The sequence below is a fragment of the Rhodococcus sp. DT1 genome, assembly GCF_049844875.1.
Taxonomy (GTDB): domain Bacteria; phylum Actinomycetota; class Actinomycetes; order Mycobacteriales; family Mycobacteriaceae; genus Rhodococcus.
The window spans coordinates 434,505-453,125 of the sequence record NZ_JBNCLW010000001.1; the positions used below are offsets into that span (position 1 = coordinate 434,505).

An 18,621-nucleotide genomic window follows, 5' to 3' on the forward strand; every position below is an offset into this window, starting at 1 on the left:
GAGGTGGAGACGGGAATCGAACCCGTGTGCACGGCTTTGCAGGCCGTTGCCTCACCACTCGGCCACTCCACCATTAAAAGGTCGAGTCCAACCTCTCGAGCGGATGACGGGATTCGAACCCGCGACCCTCACCTTGGCAAGGTGATGCGCTACCAGCTGCGCTACATCCGCATTCGCACCGTTCGGCGTTTTGCTCTCCGTGGTGCGGTTCAGAACACTAGCCGACCACCGTCGAAACACACAAATCAGCAGGTCGTGGCGCGAAATGCGGTTCGAGGGGCTGCAGGGTTCCCTGTGGTGTCTGTGCCGGCATGCCGAATCGGTCGTGGTGGTCGACGACCATCGTCCGGGCCGGTTGCGTGGTGGGGTGCAGGCTCTGTGAGGAACCCGGTGGGAAACAGCCGACGGGAGGAGGGGAAGGGAGTGTGGCGGGGCCGTCGCTGCCGGGCCCGCTCCGGCCTGCCGCGATCCGACCCGTACAGGCCTTTCCCCTACACGTCCCCTGCGCGGCATCGCGCGTCCTCTACCGGCAGTGCGGTCCAGGGCCCCGCGAGCCCCTTCGCGTCCATTCACGACATCGGACGCGAAGTCCCTCTTCTTGCAGCGCGGTGTTCGGTCTTTGCAGTGCGGTGTTTGTGCGTGCGGAGTAGCGTCCCGAGTGTGGTCGAACCGCGGTGACCTGCGGATTCGTGTTCGGAGCGAGAGAGTGTTAATGTTCCTTTCCGTTCGAGCCGCAGCGATGCGGCCCGGTCCCGTGGCTCAGTGGAAGAGCGTCCCGTTCACACCGGGAAGGTCGCTGGTTCGATCCCAGCCGGGACCACCCAATGTCGCATGGGCACCCCGTGTCAGCGACGATCCTCATTACTCCTCGCCGCATCCTCATAGGCCGGTATATCCGCGTGCAGGATCTTCTGATTCCCCCTCGCCAGCCGGTGCGGACGAGTCCTTCGCATCGTCGGCTCGCCAGGTCAGGGCACCGTGATGACCGACTTCCCTCGAATGCTGCTCTTGCCGAGAGACGCGAGGGCTTCGGGCGTCTGGTCGAACGCGAAGGTGGCGCCGACGACGGGGCGGATGGAACCGGCGTCGACGAGATCGGCAATGAGACGCAGTTGCTCCCCGGACGCGTGCATGAACAAGAACTCGTAGGTCACGCCGAGCTTCCTGGCAAGGGAGCGGGTCGTGCGGCTGCGAGCGGCGATGACCAGGCGCACGATGGGGTTCGCGCCGATCTCTTTCGCGAAGGCCGGATCGGGGACTCCGTAGATTCCCACGGCCTTCCCGCCGGGCCTGAGCACCCGGAGGGACTCGAGCAGGTGTTCGCCGCCGAGGGAGTCCAGGACGAAGTCGTACCCGGAGAGCTCTTTGCCGAAGTCCTGGGTGTGGTAGTCGATGACCACGTCCGCACCGAGTTCGCGAACGAAGTCCGCATTCCGACCGGATACCGTGGTCGCCACCTGCGCCCCGAGGTGCTTGGCGAGCTGGATCGCGATACTCCCGACGCCGCCGGCACCGGCGTGGACGAGGACTTTCTGCCCGCCCGTCACTCGTCCCTTCTCCACGAGCGCTTGCCACGCCGTCAATGCCACCAAGGGCAGCGACGCCGCCTCCACGGGACCGATCGATGCGGGAGCGACGGCGAGATCAGCCTGATCGATCGCGATGCGCTCGGCGAACGTGCCGATGCGGTAGTCGCGCGGGCGTGAGTAAACCTTGTCCCCGGCTTCGAACCCCCGCACGTGTGCGCCCACGCTGACCACCGTCCCGGCCACATCGTGGCCGAGCGTGAGCGGGGGCTTGTAGTGCAGGATCGGCTTGAACTCGCCGTCGCGGATCTTGTCGTCCAGCTGGTTCACGCCCGCCGCACTCACGCTGACCAGGACGTCCCGAGTGCCCACGGCGGGTTCGGGGACGTCCGCTTCGTGGAGGGGTTGCTTGTACCTGTCGAATACGAACGCTCGCATGGTCTGTCCTCCTTGCCGGACGCTGCCGGTGTGTGAGTCGTGCAGGACGCCGCGTGCGGGGTTGCTGACGGCAGGGCGCGAACGGGCGCACGCCGGAATCGGGCCTCGCCCTCCCGACACCGTAACCAGGCGACACGGGGGGTTGATGGGTTTCCCGCAGGTCCGGGGAGGACGCGGTGACGCGGCGTTGCAGACGCCGGCGCGCATGGGGATCGCCCTCAGGGCTGTCTCCCGGGAAGAGTGATGAAGGGCACCCACCGGAGGGTGCCCATTTTTCGGTTGTGTCATGTAACAGTTGGGCACTGTGCGACCGATGGTGCTGGAGGGTGCCCGGGTCGGCAGCGTCCCACTTTCGTGGCCATCGGTGTCCGCGCGAGCGATTGATGGCAGGATTGACCTCGTCCCAGGAGGGGGTGCGCCCTAGATGAGTGTTGCGGACAGCGAGTGGCCGGTTGTCGGGGCAACCGGCGCCAGGTTCGGTTCGGCAAGATCCCGGCAGCGCCGAAACAGCGCGGGTGCAGAGCTTGCGCAGCGCGGCCGGCCGTCGGGCGAAGTGGATCAAGGCAGTGTTTCCGGGCAAACCCGGGTGGTGGGCGGTACCCCTGAAAGGCGGGCAGCGATGTCCGGCACCGACAGGGGATCCGAGATCGATGTGGGAAACGAGGACATGGACCAGCCAGAGACGTCGTCGTTCGTGCGGCCGTTCGTGCGAATCGGGGGGCGCACCCGTGCGGAGGTAGAGCTACCGCTCGAAGCACTCGTGTCCGCGGTGCCCTCCGCGCAGGGAATCGAACGGGGATTCGCGCTCGAGGAACACCGGACCGTGCTGGCCCTGTGCGTGCAGCCACGCTCGATCATGGAGGTCGCGGCGCTGGCGGGCATTCCCTTGGGGGTCGCCCGAGTTCTGGTGGGCGATCTCGCCGCCACAGGAGAACTCACGGTGCATCGCACGGTCGATCAGGTGGGCCCGGGTGTCGATCTGCTCGAACGCGTACTCGTCGGCCTGCACGGGATCTGACGTTCGCCGCTCGGGGCGTCCGCGGCCGGTGACGCCCTGTGTTCGTCGGCAGAGTGAATGTCGATAGCATGTAGGGGTTGCCATCGCGCACGTCTACGCGCAGGCGACGCCCTTTTATCAGGCATCGAGCCGAGGAGTTCACCACAGTGACCACGCCCGCATCCGCGAAATCAGCCACGCTCGTCCGGGTGCCGGCTGGAACCAGTGCGGGCGCGGCCGTACGTGAGGCGGGACTGCCGCTCAAAGGACCGGACACGATCGTCGTCGTCCGGGACGCCGACGGTGCGCTACGAGACCTCGCATGGGTGCCGGATCAGGATGTCGAGGTCGAGGCCGTCGGTGCCGACACCGAGGACGGACGCAGCGTCATCCGGCACTCCGCAGCTCACGTGCTCGCACAGGCAGTGCAGCAGGAGTTCCCCGAGGCGAAGCTCGGCATCGGCCCGCCGATCAAGGACGGCTTCTACTACGACTTCAAGGTCGACCGGCCCTTCACGCCCGAAGATCTCGCCAAGCTCGAGAAGCGCATGAAGAAGATCGTCAAGGACGCGCAGCGCTTCTCGCGCCGGGTCGTCGCGGATATCGCCGACGCGCGTGCGGAACTCGCGGACGAGCCGTTCAAGCTCGAGCTCATCGACGACAAGTCCGGTATCGACGATCCCGAGATCATGGAGGTCGGCGGTAACGAGCTGACCATCTACGACAACCTCAACCCGCGTACCGGTGAACTCGTCTGGAAGGACCTCTGCCGCGGTCCGCACCTGCCGACCACCAAATACATTCCGGCATTCAAGCTCACGCGCAGCTCTGCCGCGTACTGGCGCGGTGACCAGGACAACGCCGATCTGCAGCGCATCTACGGCACCGCGTGGGAATCCACGGAAGCCCTCGACCGCCACCTCGAACTGCTCGCCGAGGCCGAACGCCGCGACCACCGCAAGCTCGGTGCCGAACTCGACCTGTTCTCGTTCCCGGACGAACTCGGCTCGGGTCTGCCCGTTTTCCACCCCAAGGGCGGCATCATCCGGCAGGAGATGGAGAACTACTCCCGCGAGCGGCACGTCGCCGCCGGGTACGACTTCGTCAACACGCCGCACATCACCAAGGGACATCTCTACGAGATCTCCGGCCACCTCGACTGGTATCGCGACGGCATGTTCCCGGCCATGCACATCGACGAGGAACTCAACGACGACGGCACGGTCCGCAAGCCCGGCCAGGACTACTACCTCAAGCCGATGAACTGCCCCATGCACGACCTGATCTTCCGTTCCCGCGGCCGGTCGTACCGTGAGCTTCCGCTGCGGATGTTCGAGTTCGGCTCCGTGTACCGGTACGAGAAGTCGGGCGTCATCCACGGACTGACCCGCGTGCGCGGAATGACGCAGGACGACGCGCACATCTTCTGCACGCCCGAGCAGATGCGCGACGAGCTCACCTCGGTGCTGAACTTCATCCTGGAGCTGCTTCGGGACTACGGACTCGACGACTACTACCTCGAGTTGTCGACCAAGAACCCGAAGAAGTTCGTCGGCAGCGACGAACTGTGGGAGACCGCCACCGACACGCTGCGCGAGGTCGCCGAAGCCTCGGGTCTGCACCTCGTCCCCGATCCCGGTGGCGCTGCGTTCTACGGCCCGAAGATCTCGGTGCAGGTCACCGATGCGCTCGGACGCAACTGGCAGATGTCCACCATTCAGCTCGACTTCAACCTGCCGGAGCGGTTCGAACTGGAGTACACCGGATCGGACGGCGCCAAGCACCGTCCCGTGATGATCCACCGCGCGCTGTTCGGCTCGATCGAGCGGTTCTTCGGTGTGCTCACCGAGCACTACGCCGGGGCGTTCCCGGCGTGGCTCTCCCCGGTACAGGTCGTCGGTATCCCCGTCGCCGCCGACTTCGAGGACCACCTCTTCGACGTCGTCGCCGCTCTGAAGGCCGAGGGCATCCGTGCCGAGGTCGACATCTCGGACGACCGGATGCAGAAGAAGATCCGCACCCACACCACCCAGAAGGTGCCGTTCATGCTGCTCGCCGGCGAACGCGACGTCGCGGCCGGCGCGGTGAGCTTCCGGTTCCGCGACGGCACGCAGATCAACGGGGTGCCCGTCGACGAAGCAGTGCGGATCGTCGTCGACTGGGTGCGCCGCCGCGAGAACGCATCGCCCACCGCCGAACTGGTACAGCCGGCCGGGGCGGGCGGGCAGCCGTGACCGGCGGCCCCGTCGACGAGTCGGGTGCGTACACCGACCCTGCCGCTGCACCGGCAGGTGACCCCCGCCGAACCCCGGAACCGGCCGACACGGCCGACGGGCTCGTCGACCGGGGCGTAGGCGACCGCGACCACCTGCAGCGACTGTGGTCTCCGCACCGCATGTCGTACATCACCGAGTCGCCCGGTGCGCGCAGCGAACCGTACGAGCCGTTCACCGACATCCCCAAGATGCCGGACGAAGAGGGCCTCGTCGTCGCCCGCGGTGAATTCGTGTATGCGGTGCTCAACCTCTATCCGTACAACCCCGGCCACCTCATGGTCGTGCCGTACCGGCGGGTTGCGAATCTCGAGGACCTCACCGCCGAGGAGAGCGCCGAACTCATGGCGTTCGCCCAGCGCGCCCTCCAGGTGATCAAGAAGGTGTCGCGGCCGCACGGCTTCAACGTCGGTCTCAACCTCGGCGCGGCCGCGGGAGGCTCACTGTCCGAGCACCTGCACCTGCACGTGGTGCCCCGCTGGGGCGGAGATGCCAACTTCATCACGGTCCTCGGAGGCTCCAAGGTGATGGTGCAACTGCTGCGCGACACCCGGGCACTTCTGGCGTCGGCCTGGGACGAGTGAGAAACTCACGTCAAGTGCAGGTTCCTGCACCCGTCGGCGGTAGCGTCGACCGTGGGCTTCCCGGCCGTGGCAGGATCGTGTCCCGGGCACAACGGTCGAATCGGAAAACGGGGGTCGAACAATGCTGAGCTTCTTCGGGCGCGCGTCGGTGTCGAAGGCCACCGCGCCGCTCGGCAAGGCGTTGATCCGAACCGGACTGACGCCGGACGCCGTGACCGTCATCGGCACCGTCGCGACGATCGTTGCCGCCGTGACGCTGTTCCCCATCGGCGAGTTGTTCTGGGGAGCACTGGCGATCTGGATATTCGTCATGTTCGACATGCTCGACGGGGCGATGGCGCGAGCGCGCGGCGGCGGCACCCGGTTCGGCGCGGTCCTCGACGCGACCTGTGACCGGGTTGCCGACGGTGCGATCTTCGCCGGTCTGGCGTGGTGGGCGGTGTACCACGAGGACAGCCGCCCGCTCCTCGTCGCGACCCTGATCTGCCTGGTGTGCTCGCAGGTCATCTCCTACGCCAAGGCCAGGGCCGAGGCCAGCGGGCTCTCGGCGGACGGCGGCCTGATCGAACGTCCCGACCGCCTGGTCATCGTCCTCGTCGGCGCCGGCTTCACCGGTCTCGGTCTCGACTGGGCAATCCACATCGCCATGTGGCTGCTTGCCGCCGGTTCGGTGATCACGGTGTTCCAGCGGGTTCTCGCCGTGCGGAACTCGCCCAGCGCGCGGGAGTTGCTCCCGATCGCCACGGGTACCCCCGCGGACACGAACGACGAGAACGAGGGCGACCGGTGAGGCCCGCCGATCGCGCCGCGGACCTCGGGTACGCGGCGGGATGGCGCGTGGTGCGTGCGCTTCCCGAAGGACTCGCCCGTCGTCTGTTCGACACCGGTGCGGACTACGCCGCGCGCCGGGGCGGGGGACCGCAGCAGTTGCGTCGCAATCTGGCCCGGGTGCTGGGCACGGCGCCGGACCAGGTTCCCGACGAACTCGTCCGGGCATCGTTGCGGTCCTATGCCCGCTACTGGCGTGAAGCGTTCCGGTTGCCGTCCATGGATCTGGACGAGACGGCGGTGTCGATCGACGACGCCATCGAAGGGCGCGAACATCTCGACGCGGCACTCGCGGCGGGACGCGGTGCGATCCTGGCTCTGCCGCACAGCGGTAACTGGGATCTCGCCGGGGTGTGGTGTGTGCGGCACACGGGAGGCTTGGCGACGGTCGCCGAGCGGTTGCGTCCGGAAGCGCTGTACAAGCGATTCGTCGAATACCGCGAAGGGCTGGGATTCGAAATCTTTCCTCTCACCGGTGGGGAGACCCCGCCGTTCGTCGAACTCGCCGAAAGGTTGCGGGAGAACAAGGTGGTCTGCCTGCTCGGCGAGCGTGACCTCGCCCGAAAGGGCGTCCCGGTCACCTTCTTCGGCGAGCCCACACGTATGCCCGCCGGACCTGCGAAGCTTGCCCTCGAGACGGGGGCGGCGCTGCTCCCGGTCCATTGCTGGTTCACCGAGGACGGGTGGGGATTTCGCGTGCATCCCGAGATCGACGTGACCGGAGGCGTCGAGACGGCGACGCAGGCTCTCGCCGACCGGTTCGCCGCCGACATCGCCGCTCACCCGGCAGACTGGCACATGCTGCAGCCGTTGTGGCTCGACGACTTGTCCGAGGCTCGCCGCGCCCGAATGGAGGCGTAAGTGAAGATCGGAATGGTCTGCCCGTATTCGTTCGACGTGCCCGGCGGAGTCCAGGCGCACGTCGCGGACCTTGCCGAGGTGCTCATCGCGCGGGGCCACGACGTGAGCGTCCTCGCGCCGGCCTCGGAGGACACCGTGCTGCCCGACTTCGTGACCTCCGCCGGCCGCGCAGTGGGAATTCCGTACAACGGGTCGGTGGCACGGCTCAGCTTCGGACCCGTCTCCTACACGCGGGTGCGGCGCTGGATCAACGACAACGACTTCGACGTCCTGCACATCCACGAGCCCAACGCACCGAGCCTGTCGATGCTGGCGCTCAAGATCGCGGAAGGTCCCATCGTCGCCACGTTCCACACCTCCACCACCAAGTCGCTGGTGCTGAGCACGTTCCACGGTGTCCTGCAGCCGTACCTGGAGAAGATCACCGGCCGCATCGCCGTGTCCGAACTCGCTCGCCGGTGGCAGGTCAACTCCCTCGGCGCGGACGCGGTGGAGATTCCCAACGGCGTCGACGTCCCGTTCTTCCAGCACACCCCGCCGCTACCGGGTTACCCGCGGGCGGGTCGCACGGTGCTGTTCCTCGGAAGGTACGACGAACCCCGCAAGGGCATGGAAGTCCTGCTCGGAGCGTTGCCCACGATCGTCGCGCGCTATCCCGACATCGAAATCCTGGTCGTCGGTCGCGGTGACGAGGACAAACTTCGCAAGGATGCGGGACCACACGCCGGCCACCTGCGACTGCTCGGGCAGGTCGACGACGATATGAAGGCCGCCGCGATGCGAGGGGCGGACGTGTACTGCGCTCCGAACCTCGGTGGTGAGAGTTTCGGCATCGTCCTCGTGGAGGCGCTCGCTGCGGGGACCGCCGTGGTGGCGTCCGAACTCGACGCGTTCCGTCGTGTTCTGCGCGACGGCCGTGCCGGTGTCCTCGTCCCCGTGGGCGACTCGCACGCACTCGCCCTGGGGATCCTCGAAGTGCTCGACGACGACACGCGCCGTGATGCGCTGGTGGAGGCGGGCACGGAGATCGTCGGCTGCTACGACTGGCCGGTCGTCGCCGAGCAGATCCTCCGGGTGTACGAGACGGTCACCGTCGGCGCCGGTCGCGTTCGCGAGGTGCGCTCGTGACACTCAGTGCACTGACAATCCTTGTCCTCGCGCTCGTCGCGGCACTTGTTGTGACCGTGGGGTTCTGGGCGTACTCCGTCGCGAACCGACTCGACCGGCTCCATGTGCGCTCGGATCTGTCGTGGCTTGCGCTCGACGCCGCACTCGCACGACGTGCCGTGGTCGCGAGAAGCATCGCCGCGTCCATCTCCGCGTCGGAGGGCCGGAGCCTGGCACATCTCGCCGACGTCGCCGAACGCGCCGACCGAGGCCACCGCGAAGCCGCGGAGAACGAGTTGTCCGCGGCGCTCGCCAAGATCGACACCGATCGGCTGCGTTCGCCGCTGGTGGCCGAACTCGCCGACGCCGAAGCGCGCGTGCTCATCGCTCGTCGTTTCCACAACGACGCGGTGCGCGACACGCTGGCGCTGCGAACCCGGCGCACCGTGCAGTGGCTGCATCTCGGCGGCACCGCCCCTCTGCCGACCTACTTCGAAATCGCCGAGCGGGCGGGGACATCCGTCCCGGTGTCCGCTCAGGCTGTGGCAGTGCGTCCGACACCGAGTCCGTCCACCCCGAGTTCCCCAACCCCGAGTTCGCCTGCGCCGGTACCCGACCGCGCGCGCACGTCGGCGCGCGTGGTGCTGCTCGACGACGAAGGGCGGGTGCTGCTCCTGCGCGGGCACGACCCCACGACCCCCGAGGCCCATTTCTGGTTCACGGTGGGTGGCGCCGTCGAACCGGGGGAGAGCCTGCTGGATGCGGCGATCCGGGAGATCGCCGAGGAAACGGGACTTCACGTCGATCCGGATCAGGTGTTCGGGCCCATGTGGCGGCGCGTGGCGGTCTTCCCGTTCAACGGTGAGGTACTGCACTCCGAGGAACTGTTCTTCGCCGTGCAGGTACCCGCGTTCGAACCCGGAGCGGACGGATTCACCGACCTCGAACGCCGGATGAGCCTCGAGCACCGCTGGTTCGATCCGGCCGGGGTCCGGGAGCTGGTCGGGGCGGGGGAGTCCGTCTATCCGCAGGATCTGCCGCAGTTGCTCGACGAGGCACGTGCGGTCGCGGCCCGGCATCGCGAACCCGAGGTCCGCGCAATTCGCTGACGCGGCAGGCAGACACGGCAAGGCCAGCCCACCGTGACTGGCTATGGGCGGTGCCGGTGCGCGTCCATAGACTCGCCGTATCGCGCAGGCCGGTTCGTGCTGCGGCGTTTTCCGTGTCGACCTCTTCCAGGAGTCCCGCTGTGAGCACCCCACAATCCACGTCCGTCACCGGCACCGCCCGCGTCAAGCGCGGCATGGCCGAGATGCTCAAGGGCGGGGTGATCATGGACGTGGTCACACCCGATCAGGCCAAGATCGCCGAGGACGCCGGCGCCGTCGCAGTCATGGCTCTCGAGCGGGTGCCTGCCGACATCCGGGCGCAGGGGGGTGTCTCCCGCATGAGCGACCCCGACATGATCGACGGCATCATCGACGCCGTCTCCATCCCGGTGATGGCGAAGGCGCGGATCGGTCATTTCGTGGAGGCGCAGATCCTGCAGTCCCTCGGCGTCGACTACATCGACGAGTCCGAGGTGCTCACCCCGGCCGACTACGAGCACCACATCGACAAGTTCGCGTTCACCGTGCCGTTCGTGTGTGGGGCCACCAACCTCGGTGAGGCGCTGCGACGGATCAACGAGGGCGCTGCCATGATCCGGTCGAAGGGCGAGGCCGGCACCGGTGACGTGTCCAACGCGACCACCCACATGCGACGGATCCGCCAGGACATCCGGCGACTGGGTTCGCTTCCCGAAGACGAACTCTTCGTAGCGGCAAAAGAACTTCAGGCACCCTACGACCTCGTCGTGGAGGTTGCGAAGGCCGGCAAGCTGCCGGTCACCTTGTTCACCGCCGGTGGCATCGCGACCCCCGCCGATGCGGCCATGATGATGCAACTCGGGGCCGAAGGTGTCTTCGTCGGTTCCGGCATCTTCAAGTCCGGAAATCCGGCGCAGCGTGCGGCCGCGATCGTCAAGGCCACCACGTTCCACGACGACCCCGATGTCCTGGCGAAGGTGTCCCGGGGCCTCGGTGAGGCCATGGTCGGAATCAACGTCGACGAGATCCCGGAACCCCACCGCCTGGCAGAGCGCGGCTGGTGAGCGTGGTCGATCTGTGACGACACAGAGGGGCGCACCCGGTGGTTTCCGGGTGCGCGGCGTGCGGTCGGACTATCCGGAGTAATCGCGCAGGGTGAACACGAACCCTATGGCGATGACGACGACAGCGAGAATGTAGACGACGATCCGGAGCCACACCGGCCCGTAGAAACTCACCGCGATCGCGGCCGCAAGTGCCGCGATGATCATCAGCACGCCGTAGAGCGGCGTGCGCTGAGGGTCTTCCCGGCGATGGTGCCCCGTGTCGGCCATGGGTGCATTCTGCTCGCTCGGCGAGCATGTTGGCAGCGGAACCGGTCGAACCGGCCCACATTGTCAGCCGGTCGACGGCAGCCGTCGAGGTGCGTGGATCGCGGTGACCGCGACGTCGTCCTGGACGCCGGACCCGAGAGCCCCGAGCAGTTGCCGCACCGCGGCGACGGCGTCCGTAGCGGTCGCGGGCGTCGTTGCCCTGGCGAAATCGATCAGCGACTCCTCGCCGTACCGGTCCTGAACGGTGTCCGCGATACGCGCCTCGGTCACCCCGTCGGTGTAGAGGAGCAGCGTGTCGCCGGGATCGAGCCGGACCTGCGCGGTGACGAAACGCGGATCGGCGAGCAGCCCGACCGGGTGCCCTCCCACCATGGGCAGATAGTCGGCCGTGCCGTCCGCTCGCATCAGCACGGCCGGTGGGTGGCCGCCGGTGGCAAGGGAGATCACGAAGCTCCCCGCGCGGGTGCCGGGGGTGATGGTGCCGAACACGATCGTGCAGAACGGCGCCCGGGGCTCACCGTCGCGGGATTCACGCGCCCGTTCTTCGAGGAACGCGGTGTTGAGTACGCCGAGTACCGCGACCGGGTCGGACTCGTGCACCGCCGCGGCGCGCAGCGTGTACCGGACCATCGACGTCGCCACCGCCGCGCGGGCACCCTTACCGCACACGTCACCGAGATACAGACCCCACGAATCGGTGCCGAGCGGGAACAGATCGTAGAAATCTCCGCCGACCTCGTCCGGGGACGCGATGTGATAGTGGGCGGCGACGTCGAGTCCGGGTACCTGGGGCAGGGCCGGCGGCAGGAGGGTGGTCTGCAGGACCGCGGTGATGCGCTGAAGTCGTTCGCGTTCCTTCTCGGCCTCGCGCCGCGCACGGAGCAGTTCGATCTCGTAGGCGCGTCGTTCCCTCGCGTCGAACAGCGTGGTCCGGACGAGGACGGGCCGTCCCGCTGCGTCCCTCTCGAGGTTCGAGGTCACCAGAACCGGAAGCCGCGACCCGTTCGCCGCCGTCAATTCCAATGCGATTCCGCCGATTTCGCCGTGAAGCAGGAGAAGTGGCGCGAAATGGGTCTCGTGGTAGATGCGTCCACCCACGGACAGCAGATCGGAGAAGTATCGCCGGCCCACGAGGTCCTCGCGCGGATAGCCGAGCCACGCCAGGAGCGTCGTGTTGATCTTCACGATGCGTCCGTCGGGGAGGGTCGTCATGTAGCCGCAGGGAGCATTCTCGTACAGGCTTTCCGCGCTTTCCTGGAGGCTTTGCCCGAGGGCTGCGCTCCCCGGTTCGTCGTCCGGGTGCGCGCCCGGCAGGTCGCGTCGCGCGGGCCGGTCCTCGGGATGGGGCGGGGTCGTCATCCGATCCGTGACACGAACTCGGCGATGGCGGCGGCCGTTTCGTCCGGCGCACTGAGCTGTGGGCAGTGGCCTGTCGCATCCAGCGTCACGAGATCGCTGCCGGGGATGGCCGCATGGACGAAAGCGCCCACTTCCGGCGGTGCGATCGCGTCGCGCGAGCATTGCGCGACGAGCGTGGGCACCGAAACCGCCGCAAGATCGTCGCGGTTGTCCGACAGGAAGGTCACGCGCGCGAAGACACGGGCGATGTCGGGGTCGGTGCGGCAGAACAGATCGGTCAGTTCGTCGCCGAGTACCGGACGCTCCGGGTTCCCCATGATGACCGGCGCCATCGCACCCGACCAGCCCAGATAGTTCGCTTCCAGTGCCTCGAGAAGCTCGTCGATGTCCTCGGCGCTGAACCCGCCCCGGTATCCGGTGGCCGGGTCGTCGATGAAGCACGGCGACGGCACGAGGAGAACCAGGCCGCTGAACGCGTCGGGGTCCTGTGCCGCGGCGAGAACCCCCATCATCGCGCTCACCGAATGACCTACGAAGACAACGGGTCCCAGCCCCAGATCGCGGCACACCTCGAGCACGTCCTCGGCGTAGCTGTCGAGAGTCGAGTACCGCGACGCGCTCCATGCGGACAGGTCCGAGCGGCCGGCTCCGACATGGTCGAACCGCACCACGGTGAAGTCCTGTTCCAGGGTGGGAACCACGAGACGCCACAGACTCTGATCACAGCCGAAACCGTGTGCCAGCACGATCACCGGGGCGCCTCGGCGTCCGGTTACGGTGACGTGGTTCCTGCTCGGTGTCCGCACGTGGTTCCCCATGTCCACCCTCCCTTGCGTGAGAGAGTGCCACAAATCGGGCCCTTGCGGAGACTGCGTGCTCGTCGACCTGCGGAGGAGCAACTGCGTGTCCGTTCCGGCCTGCCGCTAGCCTTCAACGGGTACGGAGCAGAGAAGGGGCCCCTATGGCGAAGATCGAAGACATCCTGGCGCTGGAACGGATCGAGAACGACATCTTCCGAGGTATCGCGACCGAGACGTTGCTGCAGCGGACATTCGGCGGTCAGGTGGCCGGGCAGTCCCTCGTGTCCGCGGTGCGCACCGTCGATCCGGACTTCGGTGTGCACTCGCTGCACGGCTACTTCCTGCGTCCGGGGAATCCGGACAAAAGCATCGTGTACCAGGTCGAACGGATGCGGGACGGACGCTCGTTCGCCACCCGGCGGGTCACGGCCGTACAGGACGGCAAGGCGATCTTCACGATGTCGGCGTCGTTCCACATCGAGGACCACGGCATCGAGCATCAGGACGTGATGCCCGCGGTGCCGATGCCTGACGAGCTGACCGACGCCATGGACTCACCCGACCCCGAATACCGGTGGGTGAACCGGGAGTGGTCGGAATGGGAGTTCCGGTTCGTACCGCAGGATCGCATCGTGCGACGCGACGGCTCGGCCTCCCAGCAGCAGTTGTGGTTCCGGTCGCGCCTGCCGCTGCCGGACGACCCGGTTCTCCACGTGTGCACGCTCGCCTACATGAGCGATATGACGCTGCTGGGCTCGTCGATGGTCATCCACCGCGACGAGGACATCCAGGGCGCCTCGCTCGACCACGCCATGTGGTTCATGCGCCCGTTCCGCGCCGACGACTGGCTGCTCTACGATCAGACCTCTCCGGCCGCGGGATTCGGGCGCGCACTGACCCAGGGCAGAATCTTCGACAGCCGTGGACAATTCGTCGCTGCCGTCGTGCAGGAGGGCCTCAGCCGCACGCCGCGGCCGTAGGTGGCTTCCCCCGGGAGAAGGTACGAATACATGACCACGACGCCGACCATCGGGGTGCTCGCACTGCAAGGCGACGTGCGGGAGCATCGCGCAGCACTCGAGGCCGCCGGTGCCCGCACGATCGCGCTTCGCCGCGCCGGTGAACTCGACGCTGTCGACGGGATAGTGATCCCGGGCGGGGAGTCCACCACGATGAGCCGGTTGCTGCGCGTGTTCGATCTGCTCGACCCGGTGCGATCCCGGCTCGGGGAGGGGATGCCCGCATACGGTTCGTGTGCCGGGATGATCCTGCTCGCCTCCGAGGTTCTCGACACGCGACCGGACGCCGAGCACCTCGACGCGCTCGACATCACCGTGCGCCGCAATGCGTTCGGGCGGCAGGTCGATTCGTTCGAGGAGGACCTCGATGTGAGGGGCGTCGAGGGTGGTCCGGTCCGGGCGGTGTTCATCCGGGCCCCGTGGGTCGAGAGGACAGGACCGGACGTCGAAGTCCTCGCCACCGTGCCCACCGGACCTGCTGTGGGCCGCGTCGTCGCGGTGAGGCAGGGCGCGGTGTTCGCGACCTCGTTCCACCCCGAGGTGGGCGGTGATCTGCGAGTGCACCGGCTCTTCGTCGATGCGGTGCGCGTACACGCGTGATCCGGCAGGTAGAATCGGCTCTCCGAACAGTCGGTAGTGATCCGACGTACCTCGCCGGAAGGGGCTCCAAGCGAATGAGCGGCCACTCCAAATGGGCCACCACCAAGCACAAGAAGGCGGTCATCGACGCCAAGCGCGGGAAGATGTTCGCGAAACTCATCAAGAACATCGAGGTGGCAGCCCGGACGGGTGGTGGTGACCCCGCCGGAAACCCGACGCTGTTCGACGCCATCCAGAAGGCGAAGAAGAGCTCGGTCCCGAACGACAACATCGAGCGGGCCCGTAAGCGCGGCGGCGGCGAAGAAGCCGGTGGCGCCGACTGGCAGACCATCATGTACGAGGGCTACGGCCCCAACGGTGTCGCGGTGCTCATCGAGTGTCTGACCGACAACCGCAACCGTGCAGCGGGCGAGGTCCGCACCGCCATGACCCGCAACGGCGGGAACATGGCCGATCCCGGTTCGGTGGCCTACCTGTTCACCCGCAAGGGCGTCGTCGTGCTCGACAAGGGCGAGCGCTCGGAGGACGAGATCCTCGAGGTCGTGCTCGAAGCAGGCGCCGAGGAGATCAACGACCTGGGCGACCAGTTCGAGGTGGTCTCCGAAGCCGGCGATCTCATCGCGGTACGCACCGCGCTGGTGGACGCGGGTATCGACTACGACTCGGCCGATCCCGATTTCCGGGCGTCCGTCGAGGTCCCCGTCGATGCGGAAGGCGCGCGCAAGGTCTTCAAGCTCGTCGACGCGCTGGAAGACTGCGACGACGTGCAGAACGTGTACACCAACGTCGATGTCTCCGACGAGGTCCTCGCCGAACTCGAAGACTGACCCCCCGGCGTCCGCCGGCCGATCGCGTGTCGGACCGGCGGGCGGCGGACCCGTTCCGATAGGCTATCGAACAATTGTTCGTAGTGCGTAAGGGGTATGACGGGTGCGTGTGATGGGTGTCGACCCGGGGCTGACGCGATGCGGCTTCGGGATCGTGGACGCCGGCCGGGGGCGGGAGGTCACCGCCGTGGCCGTCGACGTCGTCCGGACGCCCACCGATCTCGACCTTGCGACACGACTGCTGCAGATCTCCGATGCGGCAGAGACCTGGCTCGACCGGTACCGGCCCGAGGTCGTCGCGGTCGAACGAGTTTTCTCGCAGAACAACGTCCGTACCGCGATGGGAACGGCGCAGGCCGGGGGAGTGGTCGCACTGTCCGCCGCGCGACGCGGCATACCCGTCATGTTCCACACTCCCAGCCAGGTGAAGTCGGCGGTCACAGGCAACGGTGGAGCAGACAAGAAGCAGGTGACCGCGATGGTCACCCGCATCCTCGGGCTGGCGCAGGCACCGAAACCCGCCGACGCCGCCGATGCTCTCGCCCTGGCGATCTGCCATTGCTGGCGGGCGCCGATGATGGCCCGCATGGCCGCGGCGGAAGCCGCTGCGGCAGAACAGAAACGACGTTACGAGGCACGGTTGCGGGAGCAGGCCGCAGCCCGGAAGGCAGGAACACGGTGATCTCCTCCGTCCGCGGCGAGGTCCTCGAGATCGCACTCGACCACGTCGTCATCGAATCGGCGGGGCTGGGCTACCGCGTCAACGCGACCCCGGCAACCCTGGCGACCATGCGACGCGGCGAGCACGCGCGGCTCATGACGGCGATGATCGTGCGCGAGGACTCGATGACCCTGTTCGGGTTCGCCGATCCCGATGCCCGCGATCTGTTCGGGCTCCTGTTGACCGTCTCCGGCGTCGGACCCCGGCTCGCGATGGCGACGCTCGCCGTCCTCGAACCGGACGCGTTGCGGGCGGCGCTGTCGGACGGCAACACCGCCGCCCTCACCCGGGTTCCGGGAATCGGCAAGCGTGGCGCCGAACGGATGATCGTGGAACTGCGCGACAAGGTCGCCGCGTTCGGCGGCAACGGCGCGCCTCCACTGTCGGCCGTGCCCGCATCGCCGGTGCGCGAGCAGGTCGTCGAGGCGCTCGTCGGTCTCGGTTTCCCGCTCAAACAGGCGGAGCAGTCCACCGACACGGTGCTGGCCGATGCCCCGGACGCCGACACGTCCACCGCGCTGCGGGCGGCGCTGTCGTTGCTGGGTAAGTCCCGGTGACCGGCGACGACCTGCCCGACGAGGGCGGTTCGTACGACGATCCGCACGACTCTCCGGTGACGGCCGCGTTCACCGCGACCGACGGTGACATCGAAACAAGCTTGCGTCCGAAGAGTCTCGACGACTTCATCGGGCAGCCCAGAGTGCGCGAGCAACTCCAGCTGGTGTTGCGCGGCGCGACCATGCGCGGCGGCACACCCGACCACATCCTTCTCTCCGGTCCTCCCGGGCTGGGCAAGACGTCCATGGCGATGATCATCGCCGCCGAGTTGGGAGCGTCGCTGCGCCTGACGTCCGGTCCGGCGCTCGAGCGTGCGGGCGACCTCGCGGCGATGCTGTCGAACCTCGTCGAGGGCGACGTCCTGTTCATCGACGAGATCCACCGGATCGCGCGCCCGGCCGAGGAGATGCTCTACCTCGCCATGGAGGATTTCCGGGTGGACGTGGTTGTGGGGAAGGGGCCGGGAGCTACTTCCATACCCCTGGAGGTCGCGCCGTTCACGCTCGTCGGTGCCACCACCCGCTCAGGTGCTCTCACCGGTCCGTTGCGCGACCGGTTCGGGTTCACCGCCCACATGGATTTCTACGAACCCGCGGAGTTGCAGCTCATCCTGCGGCGTTCGGCGACGATTCTGGGTATCGACCTGCACGACGACGCGAGCGCCGAGATCGCCGGACGCTCGCGCGGCACACCGCGCATCGCCAACCGGCTGCTGCGCCGGGTGCGCGACTACGCCGAAGTCCGGGCAGACGGTGTCGTGACACGCGACATCGCCCGCGCGGCGCTCGAGGTGTACGACGTCGATCCGATCGGCCTCGATCGCCTCGACCGCGCGGTGCTCGGCGCTCTGGTGCGCAGCTTCGGTGGTGGGCCGGTCGGCGTGTCGACATTGGCGGTGGCGGTCGGCGAGGAGCCGGGAACCGTCGAGGAGGTCTGTGAGCCGTTCCTCGTGCGTGCCGGAATGATCGCCCGCACGCCACGTGGTCGCGTCGCGACGCAGGCGGCCTGGCTGCAGCTCGGACTGACTCCGCCCCCGGAGGCAGCCACCGGTGGCATCGAGGTGCGCGCACGGGAACCGCAGCTCGATCGATCCGGTGAGGGCCCGGGACCACCCGGGGTCTAGCGCCCCGTGCGCGTGGTCGTAGGGTCTGCGGCGAGGTAATGGCACACTGGTTTATTGCATCGGTCCGTGGAGGCCGATTCCGACGTCGAGCCGGCCCTGCTGCCGCCACGACACTGGCTACAACCGAGGACTGACTTCAACGATGGAACTGCTATTCCCGCTCCTGATTCTCGCCTTGCTCGTCCCGACCTTCCTGGGCGTACGGCGTCAGAAGAAGGAAATGGCCAAGGTAGCGGAGCTGCAGGACTCGCTGCGCATCGGCGACCGCGTCATGACGACGGCAGGCCTGCACGCCACGGTGGTCTCGCTCGCGGAGGACACGGTCGAACTCGAGATCGCACCGGGCGTCGTGACCACATGGTCGCGCCTGGTCGTTCGTGAGCGCGTCGAGCCCGCGCACGACTCCGCAGACGACGGCGGCATCGTGTCGCTGGGCAAGGACGACCCGTCCGAAGGGCGTCCCACCGAGCACTGACGCCGACGCTGCGGCGCACCGAGACATTGTGTCGGCGCCGATGCGGCTGCGTGGCCGCCCCACGCGCGTAATGCGCCTCTGAGGGCTGCTCATCTCCGATTCC

Annotated in this window: 19 protein-coding genes and 3 tRNA genes; 16 read left to right on the plus strand and 6 right to left on the minus strand. The window is 67.6% G+C overall.

The genetic code is table 11. The features are described 5' to 3' along the window. Position 1: 1 nt before the first annotated feature. Together ACLQ3J_RS02000 and ACLQ3J_RS02005 are read right to left on the minus strand one after the other, a co-directional pair. Positions 2–72 (minus strand) — tRNA-Cys (locus tag ACLQ3J_RS02000). 26 nt (positions 73–98) lie between these two features. Beyond that, positions 99–171, minus strand: a tRNA-Gly gene (locus ACLQ3J_RS02005). A gap of 577 nt (positions 172–748) precedes the next feature. Between ACLQ3J_RS02005 and ACLQ3J_RS02010 the strand changes: the two genes are divergently transcribed. Then, positions 749–820: transfer RNA gene (locus ACLQ3J_RS02010), tRNA-Val, on the plus strand. A 148-nt stretch (positions 821–968) separates the two neighbouring features. Here the strand turns inward: ACLQ3J_RS02010 and ACLQ3J_RS02015 are convergent. Further along, complete coding sequence (locus ACLQ3J_RS02015; RefSeq protein ID WP_296549509.1) at positions 969–1,964, minus strand: NADP-dependent oxidoreductase; 996 nt, start codon at positions 1,962–1,964, stop codon at positions 969–971. Positions 1,965–2,583: 619 nt separating this feature from the next. Here ACLQ3J_RS02015 and ACLQ3J_RS02020 point away from each other — a divergent pair. The 8 genes from ACLQ3J_RS02020 (at position 2,584) to pdxS (ending at position 10,766) form a co-directional block, all read left to right on the plus strand. Beyond that, the gene (locus ACLQ3J_RS02020) at positions 2,584–2,982 is read left to right on the plus strand and encodes a DUF742 domain-containing protein (protein WP_240952431.1); all 399 of its coding nucleotides are present in this window, start codon (positions 2,584–2,586) and stop codon (positions 2,980–2,982) included. A gap of 146 nt (positions 2,983–3,128) precedes the next feature. Beyond that, positions 3,129–5,195, plus strand: coding sequence for a threonine--tRNA ligase (gene thrS / locus ACLQ3J_RS02025; RefSeq protein WP_296549507.1), 2,067 nt, complete (start codon positions 3,129–3,131; stop codon positions 5,193–5,195). Positions 5,196–5,329: 134 nt separating this feature from the next. Then, a complete protein-coding gene (locus ACLQ3J_RS02030; RefSeq protein ID WP_169621965.1) occupies positions 5,330–5,818 on the plus strand; it encodes an HIT family protein in 489 nt (162 codons plus the stop codon). Between the two features lie 121 nt (positions 5,819–5,939). After that, the gene (pgsA, locus tag ACLQ3J_RS02035) at positions 5,940–6,608 is read left to right on the plus strand and encodes a phosphatidylinositol phosphate synthase (protein WP_378527838.1); all 669 of its coding nucleotides are present in this window, start codon (positions 5,940–5,942) and stop codon (positions 6,606–6,608) included. Further along, positions 6,605–7,507, plus strand: a complete 903-nt coding sequence (locus ACLQ3J_RS02040) for a phosphatidylinositol mannoside acyltransferase (RefSeq protein ID WP_425902017.1) — start codon at positions 6,605–6,607, stop codon at positions 7,505–7,507. Before pgsA ends, ACLQ3J_RS02040 begins: the two co-directional genes overlap by 4 nt. Beyond that, the gene (locus tag ACLQ3J_RS02045; protein WP_425902018.1) at positions 7,508–8,635 is read left to right on the plus strand and encodes a glycosyltransferase family 4 protein; all 1,128 of its coding nucleotides are present in this window, start codon (positions 7,508–7,510) and stop codon (positions 8,633–8,635) included. Further along, positions 8,632–9,723: an NUDIX hydrolase gene (locus ACLQ3J_RS02050; RefSeq protein ID WP_425902020.1), complete on the plus strand. Its 1,092-nt coding sequence runs from the start codon at positions 8,632–8,634 to the stop codon at positions 9,721–9,723. Before ACLQ3J_RS02045 ends, ACLQ3J_RS02050 begins: the two co-directional genes overlap by 4 nt. A 140-nt stretch (positions 9,724–9,863) precedes the next feature. Continuing rightward, positions 9,864–10,766 (plus strand): pyridoxal 5'-phosphate synthase lyase subunit PdxS, encoded by a 903-nt coding sequence (gene pdxS, locus ACLQ3J_RS02055; protein WP_169621737.1) that lies wholly within the window; start codon positions 9,864–9,866, stop codon positions 10,764–10,766. 69 nt (positions 10,767–10,835) lie between these two features. Here pdxS and ACLQ3J_RS02060 read toward each other — a convergent pair whose 3' ends face one another. The 3 genes from ACLQ3J_RS02060 to ACLQ3J_RS02070 form a co-directional block, all read right to left on the minus strand. Further along, positions 10,836–11,036: a hypothetical protein gene (locus ACLQ3J_RS02060; protein ID WP_296549502.1), complete on the minus strand. Its 201-nt coding sequence runs from the start codon at positions 11,034–11,036 to the stop codon at positions 10,836–10,838. Between the two features lie 63 nt (positions 11,037–11,099). Then, on the minus strand, positions 11,100–12,395 hold the full coding sequence (locus ACLQ3J_RS02065; RefSeq protein WP_425902022.1) for a SpoIIE family protein phosphatase: 1,296 nt from the start codon (positions 12,393–12,395) through the stop codon (positions 11,100–11,102). Further along, a complete protein-coding gene (locus ACLQ3J_RS02070; protein ID WP_425902024.1) occupies positions 12,392–13,213 on the minus strand; it encodes an alpha/beta fold hydrolase in 822 nt (273 codons plus the stop codon). The genes ACLQ3J_RS02065 and ACLQ3J_RS02070 overlap by 4 nt, the downstream gene beginning before the upstream one ends. Positions 13,214–13,356: 143 nt before the next feature. Between ACLQ3J_RS02070 and ACLQ3J_RS02075 the strand changes: the two genes are divergently transcribed. The 7 genes from ACLQ3J_RS02075 to yajC all read left to right on the plus strand — a co-directional run bounded on the left by ACLQ3J_RS02075 (position 13,357) and on the right by yajC (position 18,518). After that, the gene (locus ACLQ3J_RS02075; RefSeq protein ID WP_169621741.1) at positions 13,357–14,175 is read left to right on the plus strand and encodes an acyl-CoA thioesterase; all 819 of its coding nucleotides are present in this window, start codon (positions 13,357–13,359) and stop codon (positions 14,173–14,175) included. Positions 14,176–14,205: 30 nt separating this feature from the next. Beyond that, positions 14,206–14,814, plus strand: a complete 609-nt coding sequence (gene pdxT / locus ACLQ3J_RS02080; RefSeq protein WP_425902026.1) for a pyridoxal 5'-phosphate synthase glutaminase subunit PdxT — start codon at positions 14,206–14,208, stop codon at positions 14,812–14,814. Between the two features lie 74 nt (positions 14,815–14,888). Next, complete coding sequence (locus tag ACLQ3J_RS02085) at positions 14,889–15,641, plus strand: YebC/PmpR family DNA-binding transcriptional regulator (protein WP_169621743.1); 753 nt, start codon at positions 14,889–14,891, stop codon at positions 15,639–15,641. Between the two features lie 103 nt (positions 15,642–15,744). Beyond that, positions 15,745–16,323, plus strand: coding sequence for a crossover junction endodeoxyribonuclease RuvC (gene ruvC, locus ACLQ3J_RS02090; protein ID WP_169621744.1), 579 nt, complete (start codon positions 15,745–15,747; stop codon positions 16,321–16,323). Beyond that, complete coding sequence (gene ruvA / locus ACLQ3J_RS02095) at positions 16,320–16,919, plus strand: Holliday junction branch migration protein RuvA (RefSeq protein WP_296549499.1); 600 nt, start codon at positions 16,320–16,322, stop codon at positions 16,917–16,919. The genes ruvC and ruvA overlap by 4 nt, the downstream gene beginning before the upstream one ends. Positions 16,920–16,930: 11 nt before the next feature. After that, entirely contained in the window at positions 16,931–18,043 is a 1,113-nt protein-coding gene (ruvB, locus tag ACLQ3J_RS02100) for a Holliday junction branch migration DNA helicase RuvB (RefSeq protein ID WP_169621966.1), read from the plus strand. A 142-nt stretch (positions 18,044–18,185) separates the two neighbouring features. Beyond that, positions 18,186–18,518, plus strand: a complete 333-nt coding sequence (gene yajC, locus ACLQ3J_RS02105; protein WP_169621746.1) for a preprotein translocase subunit YajC — start codon at positions 18,186–18,188, stop codon at positions 18,516–18,518. The last annotated feature ends 103 nt before the right edge of the window (positions 18,519–18,621 follow it).

What these genes read in the sequence shown, in the direction of transcription:
- ACLQ3J_RS02015 (WP_296549509.1), bottom strand. Translation starts at nt 1,964, where the DNA reads ATGCGAGCGTTCGTATTCGACAGGTACAAGCAACCCCTCCACGAAGCG.
- yajC (WP_169621746.1), top strand. Translation starts at nt 18,186, where the DNA reads ATGGAACTGCTATTCCCGCTCCTGATTCTCGCCTTGCTCGTCCCGACC.
- ACLQ3J_RS02020 (WP_240952431.1), top strand. Translation starts at nt 2,584, where the DNA reads ATGTCCGGCACCGACAGGGGATCCGAGATCGATGTGGGAAACGAGGAC.
- ACLQ3J_RS02070 (WP_425902024.1), bottom strand. Translation starts at nt 13,213, where the DNA reads ATGGGGAACCACGTGCGGACACCGAGCAGGAACCACGTCACCGTAACC.
- ACLQ3J_RS02065 (WP_425902022.1), bottom strand. Translation starts at nt 12,395, where the DNA reads ATGACGACCCCGCCCCATCCCGAGGACCGGCCCGCGCGACGCGACCTG.
- pdxT (WP_425902026.1), top strand. Translation starts at nt 14,206, where the DNA reads ATGACCACGACGCCGACCATCGGGGTGCTCGCACTGCAAGGCGACGTG.
- pgsA (WP_378527838.1), top strand. Translation starts at nt 5,940, where the DNA reads ATGCTGAGCTTCTTCGGGCGCGCGTCGGTGTCGAAGGCCACCGCGCCG.
- ACLQ3J_RS02085 (WP_169621743.1), top strand. Translation starts at nt 14,889, where the DNA reads ATGAGCGGCCACTCCAAATGGGCCACCACCAAGCACAAGAAGGCGGTC.
- ACLQ3J_RS02075 (WP_169621741.1), top strand. Translation starts at nt 13,357, where the DNA reads ATGGCGAAGATCGAAGACATCCTGGCGCTGGAACGGATCGAGAACGAC.
- ACLQ3J_RS02060 (WP_296549502.1), bottom strand. Translation starts at nt 11,036, where the DNA reads ATGGCCGACACGGGGCACCATCGCCGGGAAGACCCTCAGCGCACGCCG.